This window comes from Dokdonella sp., from assembly GCF_019634845.1.
Lineage (GTDB): Bacteria > Pseudomonadota > Gammaproteobacteria > Xanthomonadales > Rhodanobacteraceae > Dokdonella_A.
The window spans coordinates 16,357-28,768 of record NZ_JAHCAQ010000018.1; the positions used below are offsets into that span (position 1 = coordinate 16,357).

The following is a 12,412-nucleotide window of genomic DNA, read 5'->3' on the forward strand; positions in this document are numbered from 1 at the left end:
CCTGCGCCGCGTCGGGCCGCCGCGCCGGCGCGGCGCGCCGCGGGTCGGCGCCTCAACTGTCGTCCTCGACGAACCGCACGCGCCGCGTGACGCCGCAGGTGAGCTCGTAGGCGATCGTGCCGGCGTGGTTGGCGATCTCCTCGACCGGCAGGCCGCGACCCCACAACGTCACCGTGTCGCCAACCCTGGCGTCGGCCGCATGGCGCAGATCGAGCGTGACCAGATCCATCGACACGCGCCCGATCACGCTGGCCGGCCGCCCAGCCACGAGCACCGGCGTGCCGATGGCGGCATGCCGCGGGTAGCCGTCGCCGTAGCCGATCGCGGCCACACCGACCGGCATGTCCTCGGGACATTCCCAGGTCGCGGCATAGCCGACGCGGTCGCCACGGCGCAGGCCGTGTACGGCCACGAGTCGCGTGGTGAGCGTCATCGCCGGGGCGAAGCCGAACTCGGCCGCGGGCCGACCGGCAACGACCGACATCCCGTACAGCAGGCCGCCCACGCGCAGCCACTGGCCACGCGCCGCCGGCCAGCCCAGCAGTGCCGCCGAATTGGCCAGCGAGCGTTCGCCGTCGAGCCCGGCCGTGGCGGCTTCGAAACAGTCGATCTGACGCGCCGTCAACGCATCGTCGAAGACATCCGAATTGGCAAAATGCGTCATCAGCACGATCGCCGGATCGACACCGGGCATCGCGCGCAGGCGCGCGTGCACGTCGCGCACCCGCTCGGGCGCGAAGCCGAGCCGATGCATGCCGCTGTCGATCTTCAGCCACAGGCGCAGTGGACGGCGATCGCTGTCGGCGGCCAGCAAATCGAGCTGGCTGTCATCATGGATCACCGCATCCAGGCGCAGGCGACGCAGTTCGGCCAGATCGCCCGCCGCGTCGGGACCGGCCAGCACGACGATGCGCTGACCGATGCCGGCCGCGCGCAGACGCTGGCCATCGGCGATCGAGGCCACGCCGAACGCATCAGCCGCGGCGAGCGCGCGTGCCACGCGTTCGAGCCCATGGCCATAGCCATCGGCCTTGACCACAGCCATGACCTTGGCGCCGGCGGCCAGCTCGCGCACCCGCGCGAGATTGCCGCGCAACGCGGCGAGATGGATCGTGGCGGAAGCCGAACGCATGGATGGTGATTGGAAATTGGGGGTTGTGGACTGGCGAAGGCTCGCCGTTGGCGAAAGTGACTTGGGACTCGCCCCAAGCCGACGAGTCACCAATCACCAGTCACCAATGGCGAACCACGAATGACGAATGACGAATGATGAATCACCAAGGGCGAATCACCATTCACTGATACCCCGCCATGTAGCGGTCGCTGGCGAGGTTCTCGAACTTCGTGTACTGACCGAGGAAGGCGAGCTTGACCGTGCCGGTCGGGCCGTTTCGCTGCTTGCCGATGATGATCTCCGCCACGCCCTTTTCGCTGCCCTCCGCGTTGTAGTACTCGTCGCGGTAAATGAACATGATGACGTCGGCGTCCTGCTCGATCGCGCCCGATTCGCGCAGATCGGCCATCACCGGGTGCTTGTCGGTGCGCTGTTCGAGCGAGCGGTTGAGCTGCGACAGCGCGATCACCGGAATGTTGAGTTCCTTGGCGAGGGCCTTCAGGCTACGCGAGATTTCTGAAATTTCGGTGGCACGATTCTCCTTGGTGCCGGGCACCTGCATGAGCTGCAGGTAGTCGATGACGATGAGGCCGAGGTCGTGCTCGCGCTTGAGGCGGCGCGAACGCGCGCGCAATTCGCCGGGCGACAGCGCGGGCGTGTCGTCGATGAAGATCTTGGCTTCGCTGAGCATCGTGATCGCGGATGTCACGCGCGGCCACTCCTCCTCGGCGAGTTCGCCGGTGCGCAGGTTCTGCTGGTTGATGCGACCCATCGACGAGATGAGTCGAAGGGCGAGCTGCGAGGCCGACATTTCCATCGAGAAGATCGCGACGGCCTTCTTGGTCTTCATCGCCGCGTATTCGGCCATGTTGACCGCGAACGCGGTCTTGCCCATCGACGGCCGCGCCGCGACGATGATGAGATCAGCCGGTTGCAGGCCAGCGGTCATCTCATCGAGGTCGATGAAGCCGGTCGGCAGGCCGGTGACTGCGCCCTGGTTCTCGTAGCGCTGGTGCAGCAGCTGGAATGCTTCCCTGACCGCCGTGCGCAGCGGCACGAAGCCCTGGCGCCCGCGCGCACCGGCCTCGGCGATGTGGAACACCTTCTGCTCGGCGACCTCGAGCAGCTCCTTGCTGGAGCGGCCATCGGGCACGAAGGCGTCGCCGGCGATCTCGGTACCCACGTCGATGAGCTGTCGCAACACCGACTTCTCGCGCACGATGTCGGCGTAGGCGACGATGTTGGCGGCACTGGGCGTGGAGTTGGCGAGCTCGATCACGTAGCTCGCGCCACCGACCTGATCGGCGAGGTTGTTGGCCACGAACCAGTCGCCGAGCGTGACCGCGTCGCAAGGCATGCTCTTGTTCGACAGGTCCTCGATCGCGCGATAGATCACGCGATGGTCCTTGCGGTAGAAATCGTCGACACAGAGGCGATCGGCGACACGGTCCCAGGCCTCGGGCGACAGCATGAGGCCGCCGAGCACGGCCTGCTCGGCCTCGATCGAGTGCGGCGGCACGCGCAGCGCTTCGATGTTGGAAGGTTGATTCCTGCGTTCGCTCTGCGCCATCGTCGCTCGCCTCGTCCAGACCGGCATCATCGACAAGCGCGTCTCACCTGTCGAGACAACAACCCTGTGGAAAAGCTGTGTGCGGTGCGAGCCAGCACGGCCACCGCAGGCCGCGGCGCCGAAAACGCGACGGGCGCCCTGGGGCGCCCGTCACTCGCTGCATGGCGCCGCTCGCGCGAGCGGCGCTGGTGCTCACTCGTCGGCGGCGACGATCACCTTGAGCGTGGTCGTCACGTCGGCGTGCAGGTGCACCTGAACGTCGAACTCGCCGAGGTGGCGGATCGGACCGTCGGCCATCACCACTTCGCTCTTGTCGAGCGCAATGCCGTTGGCCGTGCAGGCCTCGGCGATATCGCGCGGACCGACCGAACCGAACAGCTTGCCTTCCGGGCTCGCGTTGGCCTTGATCGTGATCTGCGCGTTCTCGAACTGCGCCTTGCGCGCCTCGGCGCCCGACAGCTGCTGGTTGGCACGCGCTTCATACTCGGCACGGCGCTGCTCGAACTCGGCCAGGTTGGCGGCCGTGGCCGCCGTCGCCTTGCCCTGCGGCACGAGGTAGTTGCGGCCATAGCCGGGCTTGACCTTGACCTTGTCGCCGAGGTTGCCGAGGTTTTTCACTTTCTGCAGCAGGATGAGTTCCATGGTGATGCTCCTGATTCGTTAGCGTCGGGAATGCCGGCGCAGCTTGCGCTGTCCGAACGGGCGAGGCGGCGAAGTCGATCAACATCGCCACCCCTGCTCTCCCTGCCGGGAGAGACGAGCGAACCGTCGCGCCAGGCGCGACGGCCCTGCTCAGTGCGCGTCGCTGTAGGGCAGCAGCGCGAGGAAGCGTGCATGCTCCACGGCCGTGCACAGCATGCGCTGGTAACGCGCCTTGGTGCCGGTGATGCGGCTGGGCACGATCTTGCCGGTCTCGCCGATGTACTGGCGCAGCAGGTTGAGATCCTTGTAGTCGATCTCGGTGGCGCCTTCGGCGCTGAAACGGCAGAATTTCTTGCGGCGGAAGAACTTGGACATGATGCTGGCTCCTGGGTCTGGGCGGATGCTTATTCGGCTGCCGGCTCGCTGGCGGCTTCCTCGCGCGGCGCGGCGCGCTCGCGGCGCGGACGCGGTTCATCGTCGATGTCGCCGAAACCAAAGCCTTCGTCGTCGCGACGACGGCCGCCCTTGTCGTCCTTGTTCTTCATGATCGGCGACATCTCGGTCACCGCGTTCTCGCGCGCCACGATCAGATGGCGCAGCACCGCATCGTTGAAGCGGAAGCCCGACTGCAGCTCGCTCAGCACGGCCTGGCTGCATTCGATGTTCATCAGCACGTAGTGGGCCTTGGCCAGATGCTGGATCGGATAGGCCAGCTGGCGGCGGCCCCAGTCTTCGAGACGGTGCACCTTGCCGCCATCGCCCTCGATGAGCGTCTTGTAACGCTCGATCATGCCGGGCACCTGTTCGCTCTGGTCAGGGTGGACCAGAAACACGACTTCGTAATGACGCATGACAACTCCTTGTGGGTACCGTGCGGACCGATTTCCGCCGCGGCAGCCTCCCGCGGCGCGGTGAGGCAAGGCTCTTCAACGGCGATGGGCCAATGAAGAACCGCCAATCATATGCGGAATCAGGGGACTGGCACAACCACCGGCAGATTGCCGGCCTTCACCGGCGCCACCGGCTCGATGCGCTCGATCGATTCCACCGGCAGGATCTGCGCGCTGCGGGTGCCGGGGTCGTACACGAACACATAGTTCGACACCGCGCCGAGGTAGCGCCACGTCTCGCCCGAACTCGGGCGCAGCAGTTGACCGCCCTGCCAGACGCGCACCTGAGGCGCCCCACCGCGCTCGATGCGGGCGACCTGGTAGTCCGCATAGAGGGCAACGAACATCCAGCCATACAGGAACAGCACCGCCAGATACGACACCTGCAGATACCAGCGCGCGTGGAACAGCTGCCAGCTCAGCCAGCGCAGGCGCAGCCGTTGCCACCACGCCGGCTGCGCCACCGCCTGCAGGCGCGCATGGGCCGCGCGATAGCGCCGGCGTGCGCGCACGTTGACGCGGTCGAAAACCCAGATCAGTGGCAACGTCGACAGCACCAGCAGCAACGCGATCGGTTCCTGAATGCCGGCCACGAGGAAGTCGCTGACCTGCGACAGGCTCAGTACCGGAATGCCAAAGTGCCGGTAGTAGCGATACCCATGGAAGATGCCCGCCATCGCCACCAGCAGGTAGGCGGCCGTGATGCCAAGCGCGGGTTCACGCGCGAACAGGCGTTTGAGCGGTGGCAGCGAATCGCTCAGCGTCGAACGCTCACCGTCCGCCGTGGCGGGTGCGGGTGCGGGTGCCGGCGTGACTTGCGCCTCAGGCACGCTGGCGTCGTGGCCCGACGCCGTCGGCACGCCGCTCACTGGCCATCGACGGTGAAGCTGCTGCCGCAACCACAGCCGCCAGTCGCATTGGGATTGCTGAACACGAACGCGGCGTTGAGGCCGTCGCGCTGGAAATCGATATGGGTACCGTCGACCAGCGGCAGCGCCTTGCGGTCGACGAGGATGCGCACGCCGTCCTGCTCGAACACCGCATCGCCATCGCCGATCGCGCTGGCCATGTCGATCGAATAGCCGAACCCCGAACAGCCGCTGCGCTTGATCCCAAAGCGGATGCCGACCGCGGTCGGTTGCCGGGCGAGGAATTCCTGCATGCGCGCACGCGCGGCGGCGCTGATTTCGATGCTCATCGACGTACACCCTTGCGGATGCGGCCCGAGATGGCCGCGGCTCGATACCAGCCGCGGATGATCGCACAAGTTCGGCTATCATCGCGGACCTGATCGAACCATCCCGCGCGCTGTTCGCGCGCGTCCTGCCAGGAGTTTCCAGCGATGTCGGCAAGCGGCGGCACGGGCCTGCCCGTGACAGACGTGAAGAAGGCACTGTCGGGCGCAATTGCGGCCGGCAGCCAGGTGACCGTGCGCGGCTGGGTCCGCACGCGGCGGGATTCCAAGGCCGGCCTGTCCTTCGTCAACGTCAGCGATGGCTCCTGCTTCGACGCGATCCAGGTCGTGGCGCCCAGCACGCTGTCCAATTACGACAGCCAGGTTCTGCGCCTCACCGCCGGCTGCGCCGTCATCGCCAGTGGCGAACTGGTCGCCTCGCAGGGCAAGGGCCAGTCGTTCGAGCTGCAAGCCAGCGCGATCGAGGTGGTCGGCTGGGTCGAGGACCCGGAAACCTACCCGATCCAACCCAAGCCGCACTCGGCCGAGTTCCTGCGCGAGGTGGCGCACCTGCGTCCGCGCACCAACCTGTTCGGTGCCGTCGCCCGCATCCGCCACACGCTGGCCAACGCGATCCACCGCTACTTCAACGACAACGGCTACTTCTGGGTCAATACGCCGATCATCACCACCTCCGACGCCGAGGGCGCCGGCCAGATGTTCCGCGTCTCCACGCTCGACCTCATGAACCTGCCGCGCAGCGAGCATGGCGCAATCGATTTCCGCCAGGATTTCTTCGGCAAGGAGACGTTCCTCACGGTGTCGGGCCAGCTCAACGTCGAGGCCTACTGCCTTGCCTTGAGCAAGGTCTACACGTTTGGTCCGACCTTCCGCGCCGAGAACTCGCACACCACGCGGCACCTGGCCGAGTTCTGGATGATCGAGCCCGAAATCGCCTTCGCCGACCTCGCCGAGGACGCGCGCGTGGCCGAGAGTCTGCTCAAACATGTGTTCAGGGCCGTGCTCGAGGAGCGGGCCGACGACATGGCCTTCATTGCCGAGCGGGTGGAAAAGACCGCAATCACGCGGTTGGAGTCGTTCATCAGCGCGCCATTCGAGCGCATCGACTACACCGAGGCGGTCGCGATCCTCAACCGATCCGGACGCAAGTTCGACTACGCGATCGAATGGGGCGCGGACCTGCAGACCGAGCATGAGCGCTATCTCACCGAGGAGCACGTCGGCCGCCCCGTGGTGGTGACCAACTACCCGGAAAAGATCAAGGCGTTCTACATGCGCCTCAACGACGACGGCCGCACTGTCGCCGCGATGGATGTGCTGGCGCCCGGCATCGGCGAAATCGTCGGCGGCTCGCAGCGCGAGGAACGCCTCGACGTGCTCGACCAGCGCATGGCGCAATTCGGCCTCGACCCGGCGCACTACCAGTGGTATCGCGATTTCCGCCGTTACGGCACCGTGCCGCATGCGGGCTTCGGTCTGGGTTTCGAGCGTCTGGTGGTGTACGTCTGCGGGCTGGCCAACATCCGCGATGCGATCCCGTATCCGCGTGCGCCCGGCAGTGCGGAGTTCTGAGCGATGTCCGCTTCGGCCTGGCATCAATTTCTGTTCATTGGCGGCCTCGGTCTGGTCGTCTCGGGCCTGACCACCTACCTGATGATCTGGGTGCTGGTCGGCGTGACGCTGCGCGACCGGCACCCTGCGGTGCGTGCACGCCTGGGCGTGGTGCCGTTCACGCCGCGCGGTTTCGGCTGGTTCCTCGGCGCGGCCTGGCACAGGCTCGGCGACGCCACCGTCACCGCGCTGGCCGCACCGGGCACCATCGGCGCATGGGCGATCGTGATCGGCGCGGTGCTGGCCACGGTCGCCAAGACCCTGTCGCTGACCGGCGCCTCGACATGAATGACGCAATGCCCCAATGGTGGCTCGCGGTCGTCGGTGACACGCTGATCTGGGCGCGCCTGGTGGTACTGGAGACCGGCATCGCCGAAGTGCTCGACAGCGACGGCGGCACGCTGCGTTACGATGACGAGACGGCCGCGCGCATGGCCCTGCTCGATGCCGAGTTTCGCGCCTTCGACGGCCTCGACGAGGACGATGCGGCCATGCTCGGCTTCGACCTCGACGACATCGAACCGCCGCAAGGCGACGACACCGAGGCGCTGCTGCCGCAGATGGTGCTCAAGCTTGGCGCAAGCCACTGACTCACCGGCTCGCGTCGGCAACGCCGCGTGCGCCCTCCCAACCACGATTCAAGCCTGTCCGCGGAGTCACCCATGCCCCAACAACTGCGTGACCTGCTCGAACGCAACCGCCAGTGGGCCGAAGCGCTGCGCGCGAGCGACCCCGACTACTTCGTTCGCCTGTCGCAGCAGCAGGCACCCAAGTACCTGTGGATCGGCTGCTCCGATTCGCGCGTGCCGGCCAACCAGATCATCGACATGGCGCCGGGCGAGGTGTTCGTGCACCGCAACGTCGCCAACGTCGTCGTGCATACCGACCTCAATGCGCTGTCGACGATCCAGTTCGCGGTCGACGTGCTCAAGGTCGAGCACATCATCGTGGTCGGCCACTATGGCTGCGGCGGCGTGCGCGCCGTGCTCGAGGAGCGCCGCCTCGGCCTCGTCGACAACTGGCTGCGCCACGTCGAGAACGTCAAGCACCGCCACGTGGCGGCACTCGAAGGCCTGGACGACTTCGGCGCGCGCCACGACCGCCTGTGCGAGCTCAACGTGATCGAACAGGTCGTCAACGTGTGCCGCACCACGGTCGTGCGCGAAGCGTGGGACCGCGGCCAGAAACTGTCGGTGCACGGCTGGATCTACAGCCTCGACAACGGCCGCGTGCACGACCTGCACATGCACGTGGCCGACGCCGCCAGCCTCGACGCCGCCCGCGCCCAGGCCCATGCCGACGTGATCGCCCACGTGCGCGCCTGACCGCTGCCACGCCGAGCGTGGCGTCGGCGCGGGCGCCACCGTCCACGCAGCGCTTGCTGCAAACGCGCAATCCGCCAACGTACGCAATGTCCAGCGCCCGACGCGGACAAGCGGGCCGTGCCTGTGCTAGTTTGCGCGGCGCACCGGCGCTGGCGCCCGCAAGCGCGGATGACGGCATCGGGCCACGCAAGGGGAGATTGCGTGTCGCAGCACCGGCCGGTTTGCGCCATCCGTTCAATCACTCGTTGGGGAATACACGATGACACCGATATCCGACCGCGCACACGGCCGTGCCGTGCGCGCGCCGCGCCGCTGGCTTGCGGGCGCCGCCTGCGGTCTGCTGGCCGCCTGTGCCAGCGCACTGCTGTCACCCGCTTTCGCGATCCAACCGCTCGTGCCAGGCCAGCACGCAACGCAGACCCGCCTGCTGCAGCCGATCAGCGCACAGGACATCAACGTCGAACCGGCCCTTGAGGCCACCACCAGCCTTGCTGCCGCAGCCGCGCAGCGGGCGCAGGTGGCGGGCTTCCTGGCTCGCTATGGCGGCGAGTGGGAAATGCGCTGGGACCGCCGCAACGACCTGCCCAACCTGATCCAGGGCAGCGGCATCGCGCTGGTGCCGGGACGCGGCAATGCGCTCACGCTCGCCCAGCTCGGTCTGCCCGCCAACCATCAGGTTGACCTGGCGACGGTCGAGACGCGGCTGCGCGACTTCATCGCCGCCAACGCCGAACTGCTCGGCGTCAAGGGCGTGGACCTGCGTCTCGATCCGGCGAGCAGCACGGTCTACGGCAAGGGCGACAGCCACTGGTTCGTCGAGTTCGAGCAGTATCAGGACGGCGTGCGCGTGGATGGCGCCAACGTGTTCTTCCGCATCGCCGCCGGCAACATCATCCAGTTCGGCAGCAACCGTATCGCTCCGGTACGCATCGGCAGCTTCCCGGTATCGGCTCGCGACGCGGCCTTCGCGCTGGCGCTGGCCGACATCGGCTTCGCCGCGGGGACCACCGTGAGCGAAGTGCTCGATGCCGGTGAGTTGTTGCTGCTGCCGGTGGCGCCGGCTGGCGACAGTGGCACGGCCGACTTCGCCGGCAGCACCGGCCAGGGCTACGCGCATCGACTGGTGTGGCGCTTCACCTTCCGCGTGCATGACGACGAGGCGACCTATCGGGTGCTCACCGACGCGCACAGCAATCGCGTCATCGATGTGCAGAACATCAACACCTACGTCAACGCCACCGTCACCGGCGGCATCTACCCGACCACCAACACCGATCCCGAGATCGTCGTGCCGCTGCCGTTCGCCGCAGTCACCAACGGCAGCGCCAAGGTCACCGATGCGCTCGGCATCTACGACTATTCGGGTGGCGCCGCGACGAGTGCGCTCGACGGCAAGTATTTCAAGATGAGCGACGGCTGCGGCTCGATCTCGCTGAGCAACTCGACCGATGGCAACCTCGCCTTCGGCAGCAGCGGCGGCACCGACTGCACGACGCCCGGCGTCGGCGGACCAGGCAACACGCACTCCTCGCGCAGCGGCTTCTACCACCTGACCAATATCAACCGCAAGGCGATCACCTTCCTGCCGGGCAACACCTGGCTCAACGGCAAGGTGACCGCGAACATGAACGTCAACGACGTCTGCAATGCCTATTGGAACGGCGCCAGTCTCAACTTCTTCAAGTCGGGCACCTACGGCAGCACGTTCTGCTCCAACACCGGCGAGATCGCCGCCGTGTTCCTGCACGAGTGGGGCCACGGCATGGACACCAATTCGGGTGGTTCGGCCGGGGACATGGGCAGCGGCGAAGCGGTCGGCGATACCTTCGCCTTCCTCGAGACCAAGACCTCCTGCATCGGCGACAACTTCACGCCCGGCAAGATCTGCCACAACTGCACGACCTGCACCGGTGTGCGCGACGTGCGCGACTTCGGCCTCACCGGCAGCAAGCCGATCGCCAAGCCGTCCAATGTAACCGCCGCCGGCGGCATCAAATGCGATGACTACGTGGGCCAAGGCGGTATCTCGTGCCCCTACACCACCAACAGCGGCCAGGTTTACCGCGGCCCGATGGGTTACGAAGGTCATTGCGAGAGCATCATCGCGAGCTCGGCCAACTGGGACCTCAGCCAGATGCTCATCAGCAGGTGGGGCAACCCGCAGGGCTGGCAGGAGATGGATCGCATCTGGTATGGCAGCCTCACGCCAAGCAAGAGCGCCTATCGCGTGGCGTCGGGCGGCACCTGCAATCCGAGCGCGACGGTCGATGGCTGCGGCGCCAACAACTGGTACACGGTGTTCCTCGCCGCCGACGACGACGACGGCAACCTCGGCAACGGCACGCCCAATGCCTGCCGCATCTGGGACGCGTTCAACGCCCACGGCATCGCCTGCGGCACGCGTCCGGTGTGCAGCAACGACGCGCCCGACTTCAACCTCGCCATCACGCCCGCGACGCAGAGCGTGTGCGCAATGCCGAGCGCCAGCGCAAGCTACACGGTCAACGTCGGCCAGCAACTGGGCTTCACCAACCCTGTTGCGCTGAGCGCGAGTGGGCTGCCCAGCGGCGTCAGCGCCTCGTTCAGCCCCTCGAGCGTCATCCCGGGCAACAGTGCCGCGATGACGGTCAACGTCAGCGGCGCCGCCGCCGGCACCGCAACGCTGACAGTGAGCGGCAGCGCCAGCGGCAGCCCCGGTCACAGCGCGACCACGCAGCTCGTGATCGCGACCGCCCTGCCGGCGCTGCCGGCGCTGAACGCGCCGCTCGATGGCGCCACTGGCACGCCACGCAGCCCTGCCTTCGCCTGGGCCAGCGACGTCGCCGCCGAGAGCTACACCATCGAAGTCGCAAGCGACAATGCGTTCACGACGATCGTCGCCAGCGGCACGCCGACCAGCAACAGCTGGACGCCATCGACGCCACTGGCGCCGCTGACCACCTATTACTGGCGCGTGCGTGCCAACAGTGTGTGCGGCAACAGCAGCTACTCGCCGACGTTCAGCTTCACCACCGGCGTGACCTTCCCCGAGCCGTACTGCCCGGTCACGTTCCCGAACAATGTCGAGCCGATCACCAAGGTCATCTTCACCGGCATCAACAACCCGAGCTCGGCCGCGCTCAACGGCAGCCCGGCGCTGGAGGACTTCCTCGGCGTGAGCGGCGGTCTCGTCGCGGCCGGCCAGAGTTATTCGATCACGGTCGAAGGCAACACCGATGGCAGCTGGACCAACGTGATCAACGCCTTCATCGACTGGAACCGCAACGGCACGTTCGAGGCCAGCGAGGGCTACTCGATCGGCAACATCACCAACTCGACCGGACTTGACGGCAAGCAGGCCACCAACACGATCGCGGTGCCGGCCAGCGTGACGCCGGGCCCGGTGCGCATGCGCGTGCTCAAGCGGTACAGCGCGGCGGCAACGGCCTGCAACAACACGGGTTATGGTCAGGGTGAGGACTACACGCTGATCGTGCAGGGCAACGCGAACTACACGGTCGGCGGCAGCGTGACGGGCCTGGCCGGTTCCGGCCTCGTGCTGTCGCTCAATGGCAGCCAGAGCCTGCCGGTGGCGGCCAATGGCAGCTTCACGTTCCCGACCGCGCTGGCCGACGGCAGCAGCTATGCGGTGACGGTGACGACCCAGCCCGGCACGCCTGCGCAGACCTGCACGGTCAGCAATGGCGGCGGCGTGCTCGCCGGTGCCAACGTGACCAATGTCGCCGTGGCCTGCACGACCAATACCTACACGGTCGGTGGCAGCGTGACGGGCCTGGTCGGTTCCGGCCTCGTGCTGTCGCTCAATGGCAGCCAGAGCCTGCCGGTGGCGGCCGATGGCAGCTTCACCTTCCCGACTGCGCTGCTTGACGGCAGCAGCTATGCGGTGACGGTGACGACCCAGCCGAGTGCGCCGATCGAGGTGTGCACGGTCAGCAATGGCAGCGGCACGCTCGCCGGCGCCAACGTCGGCAACGTGGCCGTGAGCTGCATCGACCGCATCTTCGCCGACGGCTTCGACGAAGCCCCCTGATACCCGTCAGGCGGTGAATTCCGGCGCCACGACCG

Annotated in this window: 12 protein-coding genes; 5 read left to right on the plus strand and 7 right to left on the minus strand. The window is 67.0% G+C overall.

Annotated features, from left to right (window positions below; all coding sequences use genetic code 11):
• Positions 1-52: 52 nt before the first annotated feature.
• The 7 genes from alr to KF903_RS12540 form a co-directional block, all read right to left on the minus strand.
• Positions 53-1,132, minus strand: a complete 1,080-nt coding sequence (alr, locus tag KF903_RS12510; protein ID WP_291215352.1) for an alanine racemase — start codon at positions 1,130-1,132, stop codon at positions 53-55.
• Between the two features lie 163 nt (positions 1,133-1,295).
• A complete protein-coding gene (locus KF903_RS12515) occupies positions 1,296-2,684 on the minus strand; it encodes a replicative DNA helicase (RefSeq protein ID WP_291215354.1) in 1,389 nt (462 codons plus the stop codon).
• A gap of 192 nt (positions 2,685-2,876) precedes the next feature.
• Complete coding sequence (gene rplI / locus KF903_RS12520; protein ID WP_291215357.1) at positions 2,877-3,326, minus strand: 50S ribosomal protein L9; 450 nt, start codon at positions 3,324-3,326, stop codon at positions 2,877-2,879.
• Positions 3,327-3,476: 150 nt separating this feature from the next.
• Positions 3,477-3,701, minus strand: a complete 225-nt coding sequence (gene rpsR, locus KF903_RS12525; RefSeq protein WP_291215359.1) for a 30S ribosomal protein S18 — start codon at positions 3,699-3,701, stop codon at positions 3,477-3,479.
• A 29-nt stretch (positions 3,702-3,730) separates the two neighbouring features.
• Entirely contained in the window at positions 3,731-4,177 is a 447-nt protein-coding gene (rpsF, locus tag KF903_RS12530; RefSeq protein WP_291215362.1) for a 30S ribosomal protein S6, read from the minus strand.
• Between the two features lie 119 nt (positions 4,178-4,296).
• On the minus strand, positions 4,297-5,085 hold the full coding sequence (locus tag KF903_RS12535; RefSeq protein WP_291215365.1) for a hypothetical protein: 789 nt from the start codon (positions 5,083-5,085) through the stop codon (positions 4,297-4,299).
• Positions 5,082-5,414: an iron-sulfur cluster assembly accessory protein gene (locus KF903_RS12540; protein ID WP_291215368.1), complete on the minus strand. Its 333-nt coding sequence runs from the start codon at positions 5,412-5,414 to the stop codon at positions 5,082-5,084. Before KF903_RS12540 ends, KF903_RS12535 begins: the two co-directional genes overlap by 4 nt.
• Positions 5,415-5,582: 168 nt before the next feature.
• Here KF903_RS12540 and asnS point away from each other — a divergent pair, with 168 nt between their 5' ends.
• The 5 genes from asnS to KF903_RS12565 all read left to right on the plus strand — a co-directional run bounded on the left by asnS (position 5,583) and on the right by KF903_RS12565 (position 12,377).
• Positions 5,583-6,983: an asparagine--tRNA ligase gene (gene asnS / locus KF903_RS12545; protein WP_291215499.1), complete on the plus strand. Its 1,401-nt coding sequence runs from the start codon at positions 5,583-5,585 to the stop codon at positions 6,981-6,983.
• 3 nt (positions 6,984-6,986) lie between these two features.
• Positions 6,987-7,310 (plus strand): hypothetical protein, encoded by a 324-nt coding sequence (locus KF903_RS12550; RefSeq protein ID WP_291215371.1) that lies wholly within the window; start codon positions 6,987-6,989, stop codon positions 7,308-7,310.
• Positions 7,307-7,612: a hypothetical protein gene (locus KF903_RS12555; RefSeq protein ID WP_291215374.1), complete on the plus strand. Its 306-nt coding sequence runs from the start codon at positions 7,307-7,309 to the stop codon at positions 7,610-7,612. Before KF903_RS12550 ends, KF903_RS12555 begins: the two co-directional genes overlap by 4 nt.
• 72 nt (positions 7,613-7,684) lie before the next feature.
• On the plus strand, positions 7,685-8,347 hold the full coding sequence (gene can / locus KF903_RS12560) for a carbonate dehydratase (protein ID WP_291215376.1): 663 nt from the start codon (positions 7,685-7,687) through the stop codon (positions 8,345-8,347).
• A gap of 259 nt (positions 8,348-8,606) precedes the next feature.
• The gene (locus KF903_RS12565) at positions 8,607-12,377 is read left to right on the plus strand and encodes a GEVED domain-containing protein (protein WP_291215378.1); all 3,771 of its coding nucleotides are present in this window, start codon (positions 8,607-8,609) and stop codon (positions 12,375-12,377) included.
• Positions 12,378-12,412 lie beyond the last annotated feature (35 nt).

Coding starts and splice junctions, on each gene's coding strand:
- KF903_RS12565 (WP_291215378.1), top strand. CDS start 8,607: ATGACACCGATATCCGACCGCGCACACGGCCGTGCCGTGCGCGCGCCG.
- KF903_RS12555 (WP_291215374.1), top strand. CDS start 7,307: ATGAATGACGCAATGCCCCAATGGTGGCTCGCGGTCGTCGGTGACACG.
- rplI (WP_291215357.1), bottom strand. CDS start 3,326: ATGGAACTCATCCTGCTGCAGAAAGTGAAAAACCTCGGCAACCTCGGC.
- rpsR (WP_291215359.1), bottom strand. CDS start 3,701: ATGTCCAAGTTCTTCCGCCGCAAGAAATTCTGCCGTTTCAGCGCCGAA.
- can (WP_291215376.1), top strand. CDS start 7,685: ATGCCCCAACAACTGCGTGACCTGCTCGAACGCAACCGCCAGTGGGCC.
- KF903_RS12550 (WP_291215371.1), top strand. CDS start 6,987: ATGTCCGCTTCGGCCTGGCATCAATTTCTGTTCATTGGCGGCCTCGGT.
- rpsF (WP_291215362.1), bottom strand. CDS start 4,177: ATGCGTCATTACGAAGTCGTGTTTCTGGTCCACCCTGACCAGAGCGAA.
- alr (WP_291215352.1), bottom strand. CDS start 1,132: ATGCGTTCGGCTTCCGCCACGATCCATCTCGCCGCGTTGCGCGGCAAT.
- KF903_RS12515 (WP_291215354.1), bottom strand. CDS start 2,684: ATGGCGCAGAGCGAACGCAGGAATCAACCTTCCAACATCGAAGCGCTG.
- KF903_RS12540 (WP_291215368.1), bottom strand. CDS start 5,414: ATGAGCATCGAAATCAGCGCCGCCGCGCGTGCGCGCATGCAGGAATTC.